Below are 17,459 nucleotides of genomic sequence, written 5' to 3' on the forward strand. Positions count from 1 at the left end.
AACCGTATCACAGCGGTTTGTCGTACATATAGCGGCGCGACCACGGCAGGGTTTTCGCGCTGCGGCCGGCTTTACGGCACACCACCTGGTAGATCGAGACGTCGTCGTTTTCGAACGCATACGCGCAACCGGCGAGGTACACGCGCCAGATGCGGAATTTTTCGTCGTCGACGAGCTTGCGGGCTTCCTCCGCATGCGCTTCGAAATTCTCCGCCCAGATGTCCAGCGTGTGCGCATAGTGACGGCGCAGGCTTTCGACGTCAACCGCTTCGAGTCCGCCGCGCTGCATCGACTCGAGCGCGAGGCTGATATGCGGCAGTTCGCCGTCCGGAAACACATAGCGGTCGATGAATTCGCCGCCGCCGAGCGCGGTTTCGCCGCTGTCCGCATCGCTCGACGTGATGCCGTGATTCATGGCGACGCCGTCGTCGACCAGCAGATCGCGGATCTTCTCGAAGTAGCCCGGCAGATTCTTGCGGCCCACGTGCTCGAACATGCCGACGCTGGTGATGCGATCGAATTGCCCTTCGACGTCGCGATAATCCTGCAGACGAATCTCGATCTGGCCTTCCAGACCCGCCGCTTTCACGCGCGCGGTGGCGAGGTCGAACTGGTTCTGCGAGAGCGTCACGCCCACACACCGCGCGCCGAACTTCTGCGCCGCGCGCAGGACGAGCGCGCCCCAACCGCAGCCGATATCGAGCAGGCGCTGCCCCGGTTGCAACTGGATCTTGGTGAGGATGTGGTCGATCTTCTTGATCTGCGCGGTGGCGAGATCTTCGTTGCCGTTCTCGAAGTACGCGCACGAGTACACCATGTTCTCGTCGAGCCACAACTTGTAGAACTCGTTCGAGACGTCGTAGTGATACTGGATCGCCTTCCTGTCCGACGCTTTCGAATGATTGAAGTAGCGGCGCACGCGCGCCAGCTTGCCCGCGCTGGTAACCGTATTGCGCGCCAGCTGGTAGCCGATATTGATGATGTCCGACAGCTTGCCCTCAATGTCGATCTTGCCCTTCACGTACGCCTCGCCAAGGTTGTCGAGGCTCGGTTCGAGCAGATAGGGCAGCGCCGTGGCGCTTTTGACATGTAGCGTGACCTGAGGCGCGGCGAACTGCCCGAAGTCATGTTGCTGACCGTCCCACAGCACGAGGCGTGCAGGAACGTTAGCTTTGATTTTTACATCTTCCACCCACTGCGCCAGCTTCTTCTCCCAGAACATGTGAACTCTCCGTGTCCGTTGAACTAAAGCAAAGCCTGTGTGGATCGCAACTCAATGCGGCGCGACTCCCATGCCGCGAGATGCCATCCGGCCGCCGCGCGCTGCTGCGTTGGCAACGCGCCGGCGGCGTTGTATTCCGATTCAAGGCGATAGGCGGGAGATTTGCCAGTCGCCGTGTTCACTTGAACGCGTGTAGAGCAAACGGTCGTGAAGACGCGACGGCCGGCCCTGCCAGAATTCGATTGCTTCGGGCACCAAACGATAACCGCCCCAATGCGGTGGCCGTGGTGGCTGGTCGCCGTATTGCAGGCGGATTTCGCGTTCGCGTGTTTCGAGCTGCGAACGGCTTTCAATTACCTGACTCTGATTCGATGCCCACGCGCCGATGCGCGAACCTAGTGGGCGCGATGCGAAATATGCGTCGCTTTCTTCTGCGCTGGTTTTGACGATGCGGCCTTCCACGCGCACCTGGCGTTCGAGTTCGATCCAGTAGAACAGCAGGCTGGCATACGGATTGGCGGCCAGTTCGCGGCCTTTACGGCTTTCGTAATTAGTGAAGAACACGAAGCCACGCTCGTCAACGCCTTTGATCAGCACGATGCGCGCCGACGGGCGGCCGCGCGAGTCGACCGTGGCCAGCGTCATGGTATTCGGTTCGGGCAGTTTGGCGTCGACTGCTTGTTGAAACCACGTATCGAATTGACGAAACGGGTTGCGGTCGATATCGGCAACATCCAAAGAACCCAGCGAATAGTTTTTTCGAAGTTCAGCGAGTGAGGTCATGTTCTTATGCGAACGCTACAGTTCAATCAGTATAGCTAAGGCGCTGATTTTTTGCCGGCAGCCAGGTCAAGGCCTCGCGCGGTGCGTTCGTGTGTGCCGACGTGCGGATGGCTTTCGGTGCTGCGCGTTTCGCGGCGATGCAAGCTGGCGCGTTCAGGCAAAATACGGGGTTGCGTATGCCTTCGCATCGCCACTTCGTGTTTTTTGCCTGACCACCGAGCCCTGCCATCATGTCCAGCACCACCGCGCATTCCGATCTTACTACCAGCCTCGACGGGAGTGAAACCGCCGACCGCGCGCGGCGCTTCGGCGGCATAGCGCGACTGTATGGCGCGCCGGCTCTCGCCGCGTTTGAAGGCGCGCACGTCGCGGTGATCGGCATCGGCGGAGTGGGGTCGTGGGTGGCCGAGGCGCTGGCGCGCAGCGCGGTCGGTACGCTGACGCTGATCGATCTCGACAACGTCGCCGAGAGCAACACGAACCGGCAGATCCACGCGCTCGACGGCAACTACGGGAAACCGAAGGTCGAGGCCATGGCCGAACGTATCGCGGCAATCAATCCGTTTTGCGTCGTGCGTCTGATCGAGGACTTCGTCGAGCCGGATAACTTCGACGCAACGCTCGGCGGCGGCTTCGATTACGTGATCGATGCGATCGACAGCGTGCGCACCAAGACCGCGTTGATCGCATGGTGCGTGGAGAAGAAGCAGCCGTTGATCACCGTCGGCGGCGCGGGTGGCCAGCTCGACCCGACGCGCATTCGCATCGACGATCTCGCGCTGACGATCCAGGACCCGTTGCTGTCGAAAGTGCGCGGGCAATTGCGCAAGCAGCACGGTTTTCCGCGCGGCCCGAAGGCCAGGTTCAAGGTGAGCGCGGTGTATTCCGACGAACCGCTGATCTATCCGGAAGCCGCCGTCTGCGATATCGACGAGGAAGCGGAACACGTCACCACGTCGCCGGGCCACACGGGGCCGGTCGGTTTGAACTGCGCGGGATTTGGTTCGAGCGTGTGCGTGACGGCGAGCTTCGGTTTTGCCGCAGCCGCGCATGTGTTGCGGGCGCTGGCGAAGCAGGCGACAGCTTGAGGCAAGTCACGCCGTGGTGGATGCCGCGGTGTCGTATTCAGGCGCCGCTGGGGCGCCGCGCCTGAATAGCGATTGAGTCAATCAGATCAGAACAACGAAGCGCTCAGCTTGCGCCGCCATTGCGACACCAGCTCCGGCTGATGCGCGGCCAGATCGAATACCGAGAGCATCGTCTTGCGGCCGATATCTTCGCGGAAGGTGCGGTCACGTTGCACGATCGCGAGCAGCTGTTCGAGCGCCTCCGCGTATTTGCGGCGAGCGATAAACGCGCTAGCCAGATCGAAACGCGCTTCGAGATCGGCGGGGTTCGCCGCGACCTTTGCCTCCAGCGCGTCCGTGGGCGGCAAGTCGGCTGCGGCGTCCACCGCGTCGAGGCGCGTCTTGATCGCGTTGAAACGCGCGTCGATACCTTGCGTTGTTTTCGGCGACAGCAGATCGACTTCGTTGCGCGCTTCGTCGATACGGTTGTCTTCGAGCAGCATTTCAATGCGGTCCATGCGCGCTTCGTCGAAACCCGGGTCGTAGGCGAGGGCGGCTTGCAGCGCGTCGTAGGCATCTTCGCGGCGGCCTTCGGCCAGCGCGGTTTGCGCCTCCAGACGCGAGGCGTCCGCGCCTTGCGGCACGAGCCGCTCGATAAACTCGCGTAACTGACCTTCAGGCAGCACGCCGACAAACTGATCGACCGGCCGCCCGTCGGCGAAGGCCATGACGTGCGGAATGCTGCGCACCTGGAAGTGCGCGGCCAGCTCCTGGTTCTCGTCTACGTTCACCTTCACCAGCTTCCATTTGCCGGCGGCTTCGGCTTCGAGCTTTTCCAGCATCGGGCCAAGCGTCTTGCACGGGCCGCACCAGGGCGCCCAGAAATCGACCAGCACGGGGGCCAGTGTCGACGCCGTGATGACGTCCTGTTCGAAAGTGGCCAGAGTGGTGTCCATTGCGTCCTCGTCGATAAAACGGTCTGTTGACTATTTGGGGCCGAACACCGCGGATTCAATGCTCCCCGAAGCCGCTTGCGCTCATTTGCGCTCGGGCAGCGGGATCCATTCAGTTTCGCCCGGCACCTTGCCCATTTCCTGATTGCTCCACGCGAGCTTCGCGGCTTCGATCTTCTCGCGCGAACTGGCGACGAAATTCCATTCGATAAAGCGCTCGCCGTCCAGCTTTTCGCCGCCGAGCAGCATGACGCGCGCGCCGTGGGTGCTCGCCAGCGTCACCGTTTCGTCGAGCGCGAGCACCGCCATCTGGCCGACTTCGAGCGGCGTGCCGTCGATCTCCAGATCGCCGTCGACGAGATAGACGCCGCGTTCTTCGTGCTCCGGTTCGAGCGCGAACGCGCCGCCCGGTGCGAATTCGCCGGCCACATACAGCGTGCCGGAGAACGTCGCGACCGGCGAGGTTTCGCCGAACGCGGTGCCGGCGATCACCCGCAGCGTGACGCCATTGCGCTCGACCACCGGCAGCGTGTCGGCGGCGTGATGCGCGAACGACGGCTCGATTTCCTCGTCGTCGAGCGGCAGCGCGACCCACGTCTGAATGCCGTGCATGGTCTGGCCGCTCGCGCGATCCTCGTCCGGGGTGCGCTCGGAGTGGACGATGCCGCGCCCGGCCGTCATCCAGTTGACGTCGCCGGGGACGATTTTCTGCGCCGAGCCGAGGCTGTCGCGATGCATGATCGCGCCTTCGAACAGATAGGTCACGGTGGCGAGGCCGATATGCGGATGCGGCCGCACGTCGAGGCCGACGCCGGGTTCGAGGGTGGCCGGCCCCATGTGGTCGAAGAAGATGAACGGGCCGATCAGGCGCGCCGCCATGGCCGGCAGCACGCGCCGCACGGTCAGACTGCCGACGTCGCGCAGATGCGGTTTGAGGACTGCTTTGATGGAGGAGGACATAGGCAGGCTCGGCTGGAGTGGTGGGGGGATTGGGCTCAATGAACGATTCTACTGCGGTGGACCTGATGACGACGGCTGCGCGACACGTCGACTCTCCGGGAATCCGTAGCGCGGGTCATCGCCTGGCGCTGCCGGCTCCGCTAAACTGCCGGATCGAACAATCAATTGGAGACCGGGATGTCCCCCAGGGATCTGCTGCTTGCGCTGGTCGTCGTCGTGGCGTGGGGCGTCAATTTCGTCGTGATCAAGGTGGGTCTGCATGGCGTGCCGCCGATGCTGCTCGGCGCGCTGCGCTTCGCGCTCGCCGCGGTGCCGGCGGTGTTTTTCATCAAACGGCCCAACCTGCCGTGGCGCTGGCTGATCGCCTACGGCGCGACGATTTCGTTCGGGCAGTTCGCCTTTCTGTTCTCGGCCATGTATGTCGGTATGCCGGCCGGACTGGCCTCCCTGGTATTGCAGGCGCAGGCGTTTTTCACACTGATCTTCGCGGCCTTGTTCCTGCATGAGCGGCTCCGCTTGCCGAATGTCGCGGGTTTGCTGATCGCGGCGGGCGGCCTTGCCGTGATCGGCATGCAAGGCGGCCACGCCATGACGCTGGCCGGCTTTGTCCTCACGTTGTGCGCCGCGTGTTCGTGGGCGCTCGGCAATATCGTCACCAAGAAGGTGGGCAAGGTCGATCTCGTCGGACTCGTGGTGTGGGGCAGCCTGATTCCGCCGCTGCCGTTTTTCGCGCTGTCGTATGCGTTGGAGGGGCCGCAGCGAATCGTCGCCGCGCTTTCCGGCATCAGTGCGATGTCGATCTTCGCTATCGTGTATCTCGCGTTCATCGCCACGCTGATCGGTTACGGTTTGTGGAGCCGGCTGCTGTCGCGCTATCCGGCGAGTCAGGTCGCGCCGTTTTCGCTGCTGGTGCCGATTGTCGGCTTGGCATCGGCGTCCCTTTTTCTCGACGAGCAACTGTCCGCGGCGCAGATCGCCGGCGCTTTGCTGGTGATGGCGGGCCTGGCCGTGAACGTGTTCGGCGGCTGGGTCGTGCAGCGGTTTGCACCGGCGCGCTGAGCGACTGGCTCGTCTGCACGAGGACGGAAAACGAAGACGAAAAAACGGCCGCTTCGAGCGGCCGTTTGCACTGCATCGTATCGTCGCAAGCGAACGCGTCACGTCATGCGATTCTTCGCAAGCGGTGGATTCGCCGCGAAATAGCGCTTGATGCCGGTCATGATCGCATCGGCCATCTTGTCCCGGTACGCGTCGTCGTTCAGGCGGCGCTCTTCGTCCGGGTTGCTGATGAAGGCGGTCTCCACGAGGATCGACGGAATGTCCGGCGCCTTCAGCACCGCGAAGCCCGCCTGTTCGACCGAGCCCTTGTGCAGCTTGTTGATGCCGCCGATTTCCTTCAGCACGAAGTTGCCGTAACGCATCGAGTCGCGAATCTGCGCCGTGGTCGACATATCGAACAACGCGCGATTCACGGTAGCGTCAGCGGACTTGATATTGATCCCGCCGATCTGATCCGACGAGTTCTCCTTGTTCGCCATCCAGCGCGCCGCGGCGCTCGACGCGCCATGCTCGGACAGCGCGAACACCGACGAACCCTTGGCGTCGGGCGTGGTGAACGCGTCGGCATGGATCGACACGAACAGGTCCGCACCGACGCGCCGCGCCTTCTGCACGCGCACGTTCAGCGGCACGAAGAAGTCGGCGTCGCGCGTCATCATGGCGCGCATGTTCGGTTGCCCGTCGATCTTCGCGCGCAGCTTCTTCGCGATGTCGAGCGCGACGTGTTTCTCGTACGTGCCCGAGCCGCCGATCGCGCCCGGGTCTTCGCCGCCGTGGCCCGGATCGATCGCAACGGTCAACAGACGCACCGTGTTGCTCTTGCCGGACTTGGGATTGGTGAAGGCGTAGGTGTCGTCGCTGCCGGCGTCGTCCGCGCCCAGCGTGTTCGCGCTGTTGCCTTTATTGCGAGCGATGGCCGTGGGCGGTGCCACCGGCGCCACCGGAGCAGCAGGCGTGGCCGGCTTGCCGAACATCGGCGGAACAGGTGTCGGCGCAACATGCACCGGAGGACGCGGCACGCCCGGCGCGGCGCCGCTGCCGCCGTTCTGCGCGTAGCGCTCGAAGAACGCCTCGCTGTTGTCGGCGGTGGGCGGCGTGGTGCCCGGACCGCTCAGCGTGGCGGGCGGCGGCGCGGCGTTCTCTTCGTTCAACGTCTGCTGCTTGTGTTCCGTCTGTGCGAGCAGATCCATCAACGGATCAGGCGCGACGGCGGGGTACAGGTCGAACACCAGCCGGTACTTGTACGCGCCGACCGGCGGCAGCGTGAACACCTGCGGCTTCACCGAGCCCTTCAGATCGAACACCATGCGCACCACATGTGGCTGGTATTGTCCGACGCGCACCGACTGGATCTGCGGATCGTTCGGCGTGATCTGCGACACCAGGTCCTTCAGCGCCTGATCCAGATCGAGGCCGCTCAGATCGACCACCAGCCGGTCCGGTCCCTGCAGCAACTGCTGGGCGTTCTGCAGCGGCTGATCGGATTCGATCGTCACGCGCGTGTAGTCGCGCGCCGGCCAGACCCGCACGCCGAGCACCGAACTCGCCCACGCGAGCCGCGGCGCGACGAGGCCGAGCACGAGCGTGGACGCACCCGCGCGCAGAATCTGCCGGCGCCGCCAGTTATGCGTTGCGGTAGCCGCCGATTCGATCGAGCGGAACGGTTTGATCAACATCTTTCGAGACATGCCTTTCCTGATTCGCTGTATGCCCGTGCGACGAGGACACGGCCGTCGCTTTCGTTCTCGTTGTCATTGTCGAGGTCGAGCGAGAAGACAAGATCCGGCACGCCCAAGAGACGCCCCGCGCGTTGCGGCCATTCGACGAGGCAGACGGCGCCGCTATCGAAGTACTCGCGAAAGCCCGCGTCGGCCCATTCGGCCGGATCGGTGAATCTGTACAGATCGAAGTGATAGAGCGCGAGTTCCCCGGCGGGCCGCTCGAGTACGTAGGGTTCGACGAGTGTGTAAGTGGGACTGCGCACGCGGCCCGTGTGGCCGAGGCCGCGCAAGGTTGCGCGCACGAGGGTGGTTTTGCCGGCGCCGAGGTCGCCGACGAGTTGCACTTGAAGTCCGTAAAACGTCTTGTCGCCGTCCGCGCTTGGTGCCTGCCGCGCGGCTTCGCGCACGCTTTCGATCGCCTGCGCGAAGCGCTCGCCGAACGCCAGCGTGGCGGCTTCGTCCGCGAGCGCAAAGGTGCGTTCGAGCAGGACGTTGGCGGGCGGTTGGATCGCGAGATCGGGATTGACAGGCATTCTCGTAAAATGGCGTGATGAACCGAAGTCCGGAGTCCCCTGTTTCCTGCACGCCTGCGTCTACCGACGATGTGCGTGCCGAGCGTCATTTCGATGAAGCGGCGCTGAACGCGCTCGCGCTGAACATCAAAACGTGGGGCCGTGAACTGGGTTTCGGAGCGATCGGCATTAGCGACACCGATCTCTCCGCCGCCGAAGCGCCGCTTGCAGCCTGGCTGGAAGCGGGTTGCCACGGCGAGATGGATTATATGGCGAAACACGGCATGAAACGCGCGCGGCCCGCCGAGCTTGTGGCCGGCACGCGACGTGTGATTACGGCGCGCATCGCTTATTTGCCCGCTCAGACATTGAGCGGAAAGGCGCGCGAAAGCGCTTTGCAGGACGGCCCGCTGACACAGGACTGGCGCGCAGCCGAGCATGCGCGGCTGGCGGACCCGTCGGCGGCGGTGGTGTCGGTTTATGCGCGTGGCCGTGATTATCACAAGGTCATGCGTAACCGTTTGCAACATCTTGCCGAGAAAATCGAGGCTGAGATCGGCGCGTTCGGCTACCGCGTATTTACCGATTCGGCGCCGGTGCTCGAAGTAGAACTTGCCCAGAAGGCCGGCATCGGCTGGCGCGGCAAGCATACGCTGCTGCTACAGCGTGACGCGGGTTCGCTGTTTTTTCTCGGCGAAATCTACGTCGACGTGCCATTGCCGACCGACGCCGAGACTCTGCCCGAAGTCGCGCCGGAAACGCCGGCCTCGCATTGCGGCAGTTGCACGCGCTGTATCGGCGCCTGTCCGACCGGCGCGATCGTCGCGCCTTACAAGGTCGATGCGCGCCTCTGCATTTCCTATCTGACGATCGAATTGAAGGGCAGTATTCCCCTGGAAATGCGGCCGCTAATCGGCAATCGTGTGTATGGCTGCGATGATTGCCAGCTCGTGTGTCCATGGAACAAGTTCGCGCAGGCCGCGCCGGTCGCCGATTTCGACGTGCGGCATGGGCTCGATCGCGCGTCGCTCGTCGAGCTCTTTGCGTGGAGTGCGGACGAGTTCGATACGCGCATGCAGGGCAGCGCGATACGGCGCATCGGCTACGAGAGCTGGCTGCGCAATCTCGCGGTAGGCATGGGCAACGCGCTGCGTGCGTCGCCCGACAGTTTGAGCGGGCCGGCGCGCGAGGCGATCGTGCAGGCGCTGAGATTGCGTATCGATGACGCATCCGCCGTCGTGCGCGAGCATGTGGAATGGGCGTTGGAAGCGGCGTAAAGTAGCGGCAAATCGGCGGTTTGACGTGCGAAGTGGTCTGCCCGACATGCAGGCACGCCGCTTTGCAAACCAGATCGCCGCGTCAGTCAGGAGCAGGCAACCATGTTCAATGCAGTGATCGATGCGCCGTTCGGCAAGGTCGGCATTCGCCTCGAAGGCGAGGCCGTGCGCGAGATCGTCTACCTGCCTGATTCGATGCAAAGCGTCGCGCCCGACACGCCTTTGGCGAGACAGGCGGCCGAGCAGATCGAGCGATATTTCGAGCGCGCGTCGGCGAAGTTCGAGTTGCCGCTGGCCTCGGTCGGCACCGCGTTTCAGAAGCGTGTGTGGCAGGCCATCAGCGACATTCCGCCCGGTGTCGTGCTGACCTACGGGCAACTGGCAAGACAACTCGGCAGCGCGCCGCGTGCGGTCGGTCAGGCGTGCGGCGCCAATTACTTTCCGATTGTGATTCCATGTCATCGGGTGGTGAGTTCGAGCGGCATCGGCGGGTTTGCGAATCACGCCGAAGAGGGTTTCTTTCGCAACATCAAGCGCTGGCTGCTGGCGCATGAAGGCATTCCCTACGCATGAGCGATACGTTGATCAACGACGCGGCCGCCGCGTCACCCCTGTTCGTCGCCAGCTCGGCGTCGATCGATGCATTCTGCGACGCGCTGTGGCTCGAACACGGGCTGTCGCGCAACACGCTCGACGCGTACCGCCGCGACCTGCGTCTCTTTTGCGAATGGCTCGCGCAGAGCCGCAAGACGTCGCTCGACACCGCCAGCGAAGCCGATCTGAACGCATATAGCGCGGCGCGGCAGAAAGACAAATCGACTTCGGCCAACCGTCGGCTCTCGGTGTTTCGCCGCTACTACGGTTGGGCGGTGCGCGAGCATCGCGCGAAGGTCGATCCGACCGTGCGCATCCGCTCGGCGAAACAGCCGCCACGTTTTCCATCTACGCTCAGCGAGGCGCAAGTCGAAGCGTTGCTCGGCGCGCCCGACATCGATACACCTTTGGGTCTGCGCGATCGCACGATGCTGGAACTGATGTACGCGAGCGGTTTGCGCGTGACCGAACTCGTCACGTTGAAGACGGTGGAAGTGGGCCTGAACGAAGGCGTGGTGCGCGTCATGGGCAAGGGTTCGAAGGAGCGCCTGATTCCGTTCGGCGAGGAAGCGCACGACTGGATTGAGCGTTATCTGCGCGAAGCACGGCCCGCGTTGCTCGGCGCGCGCGCGACCGACGCCTTGTTCGTGACGAACCGCGCCGAGGGCATGACGCGCCAGCAGTTCTGGAACATCATCAAGCGTCACGCGGCGGCGGCCGGCGTGCAGGCGCCGCTTTCGCCGCATACCTTGCGGCATGCGTTCGCCACGCATCTGCTCAATCACGGTGCCGACCTGCGCGTCGTGCAACTGCTGCTCGGCCACACGGATATATCGACCACGCAGATCTACACGCACGTGGCCCGCGAACGGTTGAAGTCGCTGCATGCGCAGCATCATCCGCGAGGCTGATGCTGGGTTCGCGCTTGCGCTGCGGTCAGAGAAACTCGCGCAGCCGGTGCTTGAGGATCTTGCCGGTCGATGCGGCCGGCAGCGCGGCGAGCACTTTGACTTCGGCCGGCCGCTTGTACGGCGCCAGACGCTCGCCGCACCAGTCGGTCAATTCGGCGGGCGTCACCGTCGCGCCCGCCAGCAACTCGACGAACGCAACCACTTCCTCGTTACCTTCTACCGCGCGCCCGATCACCGCCGACTGCACGACCTGCGGATGCGCGTTCAGCACATGTTCCACCTCGGCCGGGTACACGTTGAAGCCCGAGCGGATGATCAGCTCCTTGCTACGCCCGACGATATGCAACGCGCCGTCCGCGTCCTGCCGTGCGAGATCGCCGGTCTTCAGCCAGCCGTCTTCGGTCACGACCGTACGGGTCTGTTCAGGGCTGCGGTAGTAGCCGAGCATCACGTTGGGGCCGCGCACCCATAGCTCGCCGATTTCGCCCTTCGCGGCCTCGATGCCGTCGAGTCCGACGAAGCGCACCTCGACACCCGGAATGACTTCGCCGACCGAGCAATCGCTGCGCGGCGCATCGATCATGGTGTGCGACACGGTCGGGCTGCTCTCGGTCATGCCGTAGCCGTTGTGCAGCGGTAGACCGTAGACGCTTTCCACCTGCGCTTTCAAGGCGGCGTCGAGCGGCGAGCCGCCCGAATAGGCGAAGCGCAACTGCGGCGCGGACCACGAGTAGCCGTGCGTCTGCAGATGCTCGAGCAGCTTGGCGTGCATGGCCGGCACGCCCTGGAAGATCGACACGCGTTCCTCGGCGAGCGCGCGGCGCACGGCTTGCGGCGCGAAGCGCGGCACGAGCCGCAAGGTTGCGCCCGCGTGCAGGCTGCCCAGGCACACCGACGCGAAACCGTACACGTGCGAGATCGGCAGCACGGCGTAGACGACGTCGTCCGGGCCGACTTTACGCAAGCGGCTCGAGATCGCGGCGATGAACAGCAGATTGCGATGCGAGAGCATCACGCCCTTCGGAGCGCCGGTGGTGCCGGTGGTGTAAATCAACGCGGCGCATTGGCGCTCGCTTGCGGTTTCGACCGGTTCGGCGATCGCCGCGCTGTCCACCGTGTACGACCAGACGCCGATGTCCGGCGTGATAGTTGGCGCTGTCTTGGCCTGATGCCGCTGCGCATGCTGCCTGGCATCGTTCGAGCTTTCCGTGGCGTAGGCGACCACGCGAGGCTGCGCGTGTGCGCGGATCGAATCGAGTTCGGCTGCGGACAGACGCGCATTCGACACCAGCGCCCACGCATCGAGCCGGGCGGTCGCGAACAGCAGGACGATCTGCACGATGCTGTTTTCCGCGACGATCATCACGCGATCGCCGCCGCGCACGCCCCATTCGCGCAGCAGCGCGGTGGCGGCGTCGACGGCCTGCAGCAGTTGCGCGCTGGTCAGGCGGCGCGCATCCTCGATCAACGCGACGTGCTGCGGATCGCGCGCGGCGGCCAGCGCCGGGATGTCGGCGATGCGCGCGGGCAAGGCGGCCAGCAGCGCGGGAATGTCGATCGTGGAACGGGTGGGTGTATCGAAGCTCAACGCTGTCTCCAGAAAACGATTCGATGCCCGGCGTGCGTCGCGCCGGAAGATTTTCGAACGATCGTGCCACAATCGCCGGACCCGCACAATTGACCATTCGGCAAATAGCCGTTGCGGAAAGTCGCCATTACAATGCGCCGATGAGCAAATCCAGACACGTCTCCGAAACGCCGGCCACGCAGTTTCTGCGCCGCCACGGCGTCGCTTTCGGCGAACATCCTTATGATTATGTCGAGCACGGCGGCACCGGGGAATCGGCGCGCCAGCTCGGCGTGGACGAACATTACGTCGTGAAGACGCTGGTGATGGAAGACGAGCACGCCAAGCCGCTGATCGTGCTGATGCACGGCGACCGCACCGTCAGCACCAAGAACCTCGCGCGCCAGATCGGCGCGAAGCGCGTCGAACCGTGCAAGCCCGAGGTGGCGAACCGCCATTCCGGCTACCTGATCGGCGGCACCTCGCCGTTCGGTACGAAGAAGCAGATGCCGGTGTACGTCGAGTCGAGCATTCTCGAGATGGACAAAATCTGGCTGAACGGCGGCCGGCGCGGTTTTCTGGTCAGCATCGAGCCGAAGGTGCTGACAGATTTGCTGGCGGCGAAGGCGGTTCAGTGCGCGAGCGTCGATTGACGTTTGCCTGAATGTTTTGCGGGCGCGCGGGTTCGGTAGAATGTGCGCCGCCTCGTTCCGAGTTGCGCGCCCTGTTGCGGTTGGGGTATCGAGTTTCAGACCGCCGATCCTTATAAGAGTCCCAGATGCAAAACCTGATCGTTGCTGTCGTTGCCTACCTGATCGGTTCGGTGTCGTTCGCCGTGATCGTGAGCGCCGCGATGGGCCTCGACGACCCGCGCTCGTACGGTTCGGGCAACCCGGGCGCCACCAACGTGCTGCGCAGCGGCAGCAAGAAGGCCGCGATTCTCACGCTGATCGGCGACGCATTCAAGGGCTGGCTGCCGGTGTGGTTCGTGGTGCACTACGGCGCGCGCTATGGGCTCGACGAGACGTCGGTGGCGCTTGCGTCGGTGGCCGTGTTTCTTGGACACCTGTATCCGGTTTTCTTCCGTTTCAAGGGCGGCAAGGGCGTGGCGACCGCGGCCGGCGTGCTGCTCGCAATCAATCCGATTCTCGGCGTCGCGACCCTGCTGACGTGGCTGATCGTGGCGTTCTTCACGCGCTACTCGTCGCTGGCGGCATTGGCGGCGGCGGTGTTCGCGCCGATCTTCGACGGCTTCCTGTTCGGGCCACACGTCATCGCGCTGGCGATCGTCGTGATGAGTTCGCTGCTGGTGTGGCGCCATCGCGGCAACATCGCCAAGCTGATGCGCGGGCAGGAAAGCCGCATCGGCGACAAGAAGAAGGCGGATGCGGCGGCGAGGGCGGCGGGTGGTAACGACGTTTGATGTACGGTGCCTGGAGGCTTCCATGCCTCGGCGCTTCTTGCGTGGTGCGCCAGTCATGCACGTCATTGCGCGCGTGTCTGGTGGTTGCACTGCGGTGCACGCAGCGACGGGGGCGCGCTTGCGCGCCGACAGCCTGGCGCCGCGTGCTCGGCGCTCAGCGCGCCCGTGTGCGCGGCGCCGCACGTCAATGTTGCGGCGCGCGCGTTAGACGCACTCGCGCGCCGGCAGATCAATCGCGGAAGTTGTTGAAGTCGAGCGGCGTGTCGGTCACGTCCTTGCGCAGCATGGCGATCACGCTTTGCAGATCGTCGCGCTTGCCGCCGGTGATGCGCACCGCGTCGCCCTGAATGCTTGCCTGAACCTTGATCTTGCTGTCCTTCACGAGCCGCACGATTTTCTTCGACAGATCGCCCGACACGCCTTTCTTGATCTTGATGACCTGCTTGACCTTGTCGCCGCCGATCTTCTCGATCTTGCCGTAGTCGAGGAAGCGCACGTCCACGTTGCGCTTGGCCATTTTCGACAGCAGGACGTCTTTTACCTGGCCGAGTTTGAAATCGTCGTCCGCGTAGGCCGTGATTTCGTTTTCTTTGTGTTCCACGCGCGCGTCCGACCCTTTGAAGTCGAAGCGCGTTGAAATTTCCTTGTTGGACTGCTCGATCGCGTTCTTGACTTCGATCATGTTCGCTTCGCAGACGACGTCAAACGATGGCATTTTTTTCTCCCAATAGTGCTGCGGTGCGTGACGCAGCCGGGCGGCTGTTCACGGGGCACTCGCTATAATCACGAACCGGACGTCATTTTACCGACGCCACTCCCTTTTGCCCAAGGCCGCCGCGCATTGTCGCCCGGGCCGGGGCCCGAAGCCGGTTTCATCGGCTGCTTTATTCGTGGTTTCATTCGCGTTTCACTGTTCTCATTCCGATGTCCCAATCCGATTCCGCCGAGTTCACTGCCGGCTATCCGTTGAAGACGCACAACACCTTCGGCTTCGATGTCCGTGCGCAGTTTGCGTGCCGCATCGAGCGCGAAGAGCAATTGATGGCCGCGGTGCGCGATCCGCGCGCAGCCGGCCTGCCGCGCCTGGTGCTGGGCGGCGGCAGCAATGTCGTGCTGACCGGCGACTTTGGCGGCATCGTGCTGCTGATCGCGTTGCGGGGTCGCCGCGTCGTGCGCGAGGACGATGACGCATGGTACGTCGAGGCGGCCGGTGGCGAGCCGTGGCATGAGTTCGTCGGCTGGACTTTGGCGCAAGGGCTGCCCGGGCTCGAAAACCTCGCGTTGATTCCGGGCACGGTGGGCGCGGCGCCGATTCAGAATATCGGCGCGTACGGGTTGGAGATGTGCGAGCGCTTCGCGTCGTTGCGCGCCGTGGAGCTGGCTACCGGTGACGTGATCGATATGGATGCGCAGGCGTGCCGCTTCGGCTATCGCGACAGTTTTTTCAAGCGGGAAGGGCGCGACCGTTTCGTGATTACGTCGGTGACGTTCCGTTTGCCGAAGGTGTGGCAGCCGCGTGCCGGGTACGCGGATCTCGCTCGCGAATTGGCCGGGAACGGCCATGCCGATACGCCGCCGACCGCGCAGGCGATTTTCGACGCGGTGGTGGCGGTGCGCCGCGCCAAGCTGCCCGATCCGCTGGAACTCGGCAATGCCGGCAGCTTCTTCAAGAATCCAGTAATCGAAGCGGCGCAGTTCGACGCGCTGAAGGCCAGGGAGCCGGACGTCGTGTCGTACGCTCAGCCGGATGGGCGGGTGAAACTCGCCGCGGGCTGGCTGATCGACCGATGCGGCTGGAAAGGCCGCGCAATGGGCGCGGCTGCGGTGCATGAGCGGCAGGCGCTGGTGCTGGTGAATCGCGGCGGCGCGAGCGGGGCGGAAGTGCTGGCGCTTGCGAAAGCGATTCAGCGCGATGTGCTGGAGCGGTTCGGGGTGGAGCTGGAGGCGGAGCCGGTTTGTTTGTGATGATTGGATGCCGATAAAAAAGGCGCCGCGAGTTTCCTCCCGGCGCCTTTTTGCGTTTTGGCTCTGGCCGCGCCTTATGACGCTTCACTCGCTTGCGCGAAGTTAGCCTTCACCGAAGCACGCGTAATCAGCCGCGCTGACGGCGTGCATTTTCCGCAATCCGCATACGCAGTGCGTTCAGCTTGATGAACCCGCCAGCGTCGGCCTGGTTATAAGCGCCGCCGTCGTCGTCGAACGTTGCAATGGTCTTGTCGAACAGCGTTTCCTTCGAATCGCGCGCGACCACCGACACGCTGCCCTTGTACAGCTTCACACGCACCCAGCCGTTGACCTTCTCTTGCGTATGGTCGATCAGCACCTGAATCGCGCGGCGCTCCGGGCTCCACCAGTAGCCGTTATAAATCAGCGACGCATAACGAGCCATCAGGTCGTCTTTCAGGTGAGCCACTTCACGGTCGAGCGTGATCGACTCGATGCCGCGGTGCGCCTTCAGCATGATCGTGCCGCCCGGCGTTTCATAGCAGCCGCGCGACTTCATGCCGACGTAACGGTTTTCCACCAGATCCAGACGGCCGATGCCGTGCTTGCCGCCCAGACGGTTCAGCTCGGTGAGCATTTCCGCGGCCGACAGACGCTTGCCGTTGATCGCGACCGGATCGCCGTGCTCGTATTCGATGTCGAGGTATTCAGCCTGGTCCGGCGCCTGTTCCGGCGACACGGTCCAACGCCACATATCGGCTTCGGCTTCCGCCTTCGGGTCTTCCAGGTGACGGCCTTCGAACGAGATGTGCAGCAGGTTCGCGTCCATCGAATACGGCGCGCCGCCTTGCTTGTGCTTCATTTCGATCGGAATGCCGGCCTTTTCCGCGTACGCGAGCAGCTTTTCGCGCGACAGCAGGTCCCATTCACGCCACGGTGCGATCACCTTGATGCCCGGTTCCAGCGCGTAGTAACCGAGTTCGAAGCGAACCTGGTCGTTGCCCTTGCCGGTTGCGCCGTGCGAAACCGCCTGTGCGCCGCTGGCGCGGGCGATTTCGATCTGACGCTTGGCGATCAGCGGACGCGCGATCGACGTGCCCAGCAGGTACTCGCCTTCATAGATCGTGTTGGCGCGGAACATCGGGAACACGAAGTCACGCACGAATTCTTCGCGCAGATCTTCGATAAAGATGTTTTCCTGCTTGATGCCGAGTTGCAGAGCTTTCTTGCGCGCCGGTTCCAGCTCTTCGCCCTGGCCGATGTCGGCCGTGAACGTGACGACTTCGGCGTCGTAGTTGTCCTGCAACCACTTCAGGATGACGGAGGTGTCGAGGCCGCCCGAATAGGCGAGCACGACTTTCTTGATATCGCTCATGGTGAACTCGTAGCTGGAGAAAGCGGGAAAACAAGGCGCACCGGTGATCCCGGAGCGCGGAAAACCACTATTTTGACACTAAACCGCCGCC

17 protein-coding genes are annotated in these 17,459 nt (G+C 63.7%); 8 read left to right on the forward strand and 9 right to left on the reverse strand.

Annotated features, from left to right (window positions below):
- Window positions 1–7: 7 nt before the first annotated feature.
- Together RI103_RS03580 and pdxH are read right to left on the reverse strand one after the other, a co-directional pair.
- The gene (locus RI103_RS03580; protein ID WP_310814048.1) at window positions 8–1,222 is read right to left on the reverse strand and encodes a cyclopropane-fatty-acyl-phospholipid synthase family protein; all 1,215 of its coding nucleotides are present in this window, start codon (window positions 1,220–1,222) and stop codon (window positions 8–10) included.
- Between the two features lie 141 nt (window positions 1,223–1,363).
- Window positions 1,364–2,005 carry a pyridoxamine 5'-phosphate oxidase gene (pdxH, locus tag RI103_RS03585; RefSeq protein WP_310814049.1) on the reverse strand — a complete coding sequence of 214 codons (642 nt, stop codon included), beginning with the start codon at window positions 2,003–2,005 and terminating at the stop codon, window positions 1,364–1,366.
- Window positions 2,006–2,235: 230 nt separating this feature from the next.
- Between pdxH and tcdA the strand changes: the two genes are divergently transcribed.
- Window positions 2,236–3,093 (forward strand): tRNA cyclic N6-threonylcarbamoyladenosine(37) synthase TcdA, encoded by an 858-nt coding sequence (tcdA, locus tag RI103_RS03590; protein ID WP_310814050.1) that lies wholly within the window; start codon window positions 2,236–2,238, stop codon window positions 3,091–3,093.
- A gap of 86 nt (window positions 3,094–3,179) precedes the next feature.
- On the opposite strand, the gene trxA is transcribed toward tcdA, so the two are convergent.
- Window positions 3,180–4,028: a thioredoxin gene (trxA, locus tag RI103_RS03595; RefSeq protein WP_310814051.1), complete on the reverse strand. Its 849-nt coding sequence runs from the start codon at window positions 4,026–4,028 to the stop codon at window positions 3,180–3,182.
- A gap of 81 nt (window positions 4,029–4,109) precedes the next feature.
- Window positions 4,110–4,985, reverse strand: a complete 876-nt coding sequence (locus RI103_RS03600; protein WP_310814052.1) for a pirin family protein — start codon at window positions 4,983–4,985, stop codon at window positions 4,110–4,112.
- A gap of 177 nt (window positions 4,986–5,162) precedes the next feature.
- Here RI103_RS03600 and RI103_RS03605 point away from each other — a divergent pair, with 177 nt between their 5' ends.
- The gene (locus tag RI103_RS03605) at window positions 5,163–6,044 is read left to right on the forward strand and encodes an EamA family transporter (RefSeq protein ID WP_310814053.1); all 882 of its coding nucleotides are present in this window, start codon (window positions 5,163–5,165) and stop codon (window positions 6,042–6,044) included.
- A gap of 98 nt (window positions 6,045–6,142) precedes the next feature.
- Here RI103_RS03605 and RI103_RS03610 read toward each other — a convergent pair whose 3' ends face one another.
- Together RI103_RS03610 and tsaE are read right to left on the reverse strand one after the other, a co-directional pair.
- Window positions 6,143–7,732, reverse strand: coding sequence for an N-acetylmuramoyl-L-alanine amidase (locus RI103_RS03610; RefSeq protein WP_310814054.1), 1,590 nt, complete (start codon window positions 7,730–7,732; stop codon window positions 6,143–6,145).
- Window positions 7,714–8,298 carry a tRNA (adenosine(37)-N6)-threonylcarbamoyltransferase complex ATPase subunit type 1 TsaE gene (gene tsaE / locus RI103_RS03615; RefSeq protein ID WP_310814055.1) on the reverse strand — a complete coding sequence of 195 codons (585 nt, stop codon included), beginning with the start codon at window positions 8,296–8,298 and terminating at the stop codon, window positions 7,714–7,716. The genes RI103_RS03610 and tsaE overlap by 19 nt, the downstream gene beginning before the upstream one ends.
- Window positions 8,299–8,315: 17 nt before the next feature.
- On the opposite strand from tsaE, the gene queG reads away from it, so the two are divergent.
- The 3 genes from queG (at window position 8,316) to xerD (ending at window position 11,059) form a co-directional block, all read left to right on the forward strand.
- A complete protein-coding gene (queG, locus tag RI103_RS03620; protein ID WP_310814056.1) occupies window positions 8,316–9,554 on the forward strand; it encodes a tRNA epoxyqueuosine(34) reductase QueG in 1,239 nt (412 codons plus the stop codon).
- A 102-nt stretch (window positions 9,555–9,656) separates the two neighbouring features.
- On the forward strand, window positions 9,657–10,127 hold the full coding sequence (locus RI103_RS03625) for a methylated-DNA--[protein]-cysteine S-methyltransferase (protein ID WP_310814057.1): 471 nt from the start codon (window positions 9,657–9,659) through the stop codon (window positions 10,125–10,127).
- Window positions 10,124–11,059: a site-specific tyrosine recombinase XerD gene (gene xerD, locus RI103_RS03630; protein WP_310814058.1), complete on the forward strand. Its 936-nt coding sequence runs from the start codon at window positions 10,124–10,126 to the stop codon at window positions 11,057–11,059. The genes RI103_RS03625 and xerD overlap by 4 nt, the downstream gene beginning before the upstream one ends.
- Window positions 11,060–11,084: 25 nt before the next feature.
- On the opposite strand, the gene RI103_RS03635 is transcribed toward xerD, so the two are convergent.
- Window positions 11,085–12,647, reverse strand: coding sequence for an AMP-binding protein (locus RI103_RS03635; protein WP_310814059.1), 1,563 nt, complete (start codon window positions 12,645–12,647; stop codon window positions 11,085–11,087).
- A gap of 140 nt (window positions 12,648–12,787) precedes the next feature.
- Between RI103_RS03635 and ybaK the strand changes: the two genes are divergently transcribed.
- Both ybaK and plsY read left to right on the forward strand, forming a co-directional pair.
- Window positions 12,788–13,279 carry a Cys-tRNA(Pro) deacylase gene (gene ybaK / locus RI103_RS03640; RefSeq protein WP_310814060.1) on the forward strand — a complete coding sequence of 164 codons (492 nt, stop codon included), beginning with the start codon at window positions 12,788–12,790 and terminating at the stop codon, window positions 13,277–13,279.
- Between the two features lie 125 nt (window positions 13,280–13,404).
- Window positions 13,405–14,049, forward strand: coding sequence for a glycerol-3-phosphate 1-O-acyltransferase PlsY (gene plsY, locus RI103_RS03645; protein ID WP_310814061.1), 645 nt, complete (start codon window positions 13,405–13,407; stop codon window positions 14,047–14,049).
- Window positions 14,050–14,278: 229 nt separating this feature from the next.
- Here plsY and RI103_RS03650 read toward each other — a convergent pair whose 3' ends face one another.
- The gene (locus RI103_RS03650) at window positions 14,279–14,764 is read right to left on the reverse strand and encodes a YajQ family cyclic di-GMP-binding protein (protein WP_007180572.1); all 486 of its coding nucleotides are present in this window, start codon (window positions 14,762–14,764) and stop codon (window positions 14,279–14,281) included.
- Window positions 14,765–14,973: 209 nt separating this feature from the next.
- On the opposite strand from RI103_RS03650, the gene murB reads away from it, so the two are divergent.
- A complete protein-coding gene (gene murB, locus RI103_RS03655) occupies window positions 14,974–16,014 on the forward strand; it encodes a UDP-N-acetylmuramate dehydrogenase (protein ID WP_310814062.1) in 1,041 nt (346 codons plus the stop codon).
- Between the two features lie 127 nt (window positions 16,015–16,141).
- Here the strand turns inward: murB and RI103_RS03660 are convergent, their stop codons facing one another.
- Entirely contained in the window at window positions 16,142–17,368 is a 1,227-nt protein-coding gene (locus tag RI103_RS03660) for an argininosuccinate synthase (protein ID WP_310814063.1), read from the reverse strand.
- Window positions 17,369–17,459: the final 91 nt, after the last annotated feature.

The sequence above is a fragment of the Paraburkholderia sp. FT54 genome (genome assembly GCF_031585635.1).
In the GTDB taxonomy this organism is placed as follows: Bacteria; Pseudomonadota; Gammaproteobacteria; order Burkholderiales; family Burkholderiaceae; genus Paraburkholderia.

What these genes read in the sequence shown, in the direction of transcription:
- RI103_RS03600 (WP_310814052.1), bottom strand. Translation starts at nt 4,985, where the DNA reads ATGTCCTCCTCCATCAAAGCAGTCCTCAAACCGCATCTGCGCGACGTC.
- murB (WP_310814062.1), top strand. Translation starts at nt 14,974, where the DNA reads ATGTCCCAATCCGATTCCGCCGAGTTCACTGCCGGCTATCCGTTGAAG.
- RI103_RS03650 (WP_007180572.1), bottom strand. Translation starts at nt 14,764, where the DNA reads ATGCCATCGTTTGACGTCGTCTGCGAAGCGAACATGATCGAAGTCAAG.
- RI103_RS03625 (WP_310814057.1), top strand. Translation starts at nt 9,657, where the DNA reads ATGTTCAATGCAGTGATCGATGCGCCGTTCGGCAAGGTCGGCATTCGC.
- ybaK (WP_310814060.1), top strand. Translation starts at nt 12,788, where the DNA reads ATGAGCAAATCCAGACACGTCTCCGAAACGCCGGCCACGCAGTTTCTG.
- RI103_RS03610 (WP_310814054.1), bottom strand. Translation starts at nt 7,732, where the DNA reads ATGTCTCGAAAGATGTTGATCAAACCGTTCCGCTCGATCGAATCGGCG.
- tsaE (WP_310814055.1), bottom strand. Translation starts at nt 8,298, where the DNA reads ATGCCTGTCAATCCCGATCTCGCGATCCAACCGCCCGCCAACGTCCTG.
- tcdA (WP_310814050.1), top strand. Translation starts at nt 2,236, where the DNA reads ATGTCCAGCACCACCGCGCATTCCGATCTTACTACCAGCCTCGACGGG.
- xerD (WP_310814058.1), top strand. Translation starts at nt 10,124, where the DNA reads ATGAGCGATACGTTGATCAACGACGCGGCCGCCGCGTCACCCCTGTTC.
- trxA (WP_310814051.1), bottom strand. Translation starts at nt 4,028, where the DNA reads ATGGACACCACTCTGGCCACTTTCGAACAGGACGTCATCACGGCGTCG.
- pdxH (WP_310814049.1), bottom strand. Translation starts at nt 2,005, where the DNA reads ATGACCTCACTCGCTGAACTTCGAAAAAACTATTCGCTGGGTTCTTTG.
- RI103_RS03580 (WP_310814048.1), bottom strand. Translation starts at nt 1,222, where the DNA reads ATGTTCTGGGAGAAGAAGCTGGCGCAGTGGGTGGAAGATGTAAAAATC.
- queG (WP_310814056.1), top strand. Translation starts at nt 8,316, where the DNA reads ATGAACCGAAGTCCGGAGTCCCCTGTTTCCTGCACGCCTGCGTCTACC.
- plsY (WP_310814061.1), top strand. Translation starts at nt 13,405, where the DNA reads ATGCAAAACCTGATCGTTGCTGTCGTTGCCTACCTGATCGGTTCGGTG.
- RI103_RS03605 (WP_310814053.1), top strand. Translation starts at nt 5,163, where the DNA reads ATGTCCCCCAGGGATCTGCTGCTTGCGCTGGTCGTCGTCGTGGCGTGG.
- RI103_RS03660 (WP_310814063.1), bottom strand. Translation starts at nt 17,368, where the DNA reads ATGAGCGATATCAAGAAAGTCGTGCTCGCCTATTCGGGCGGCCTCGAC.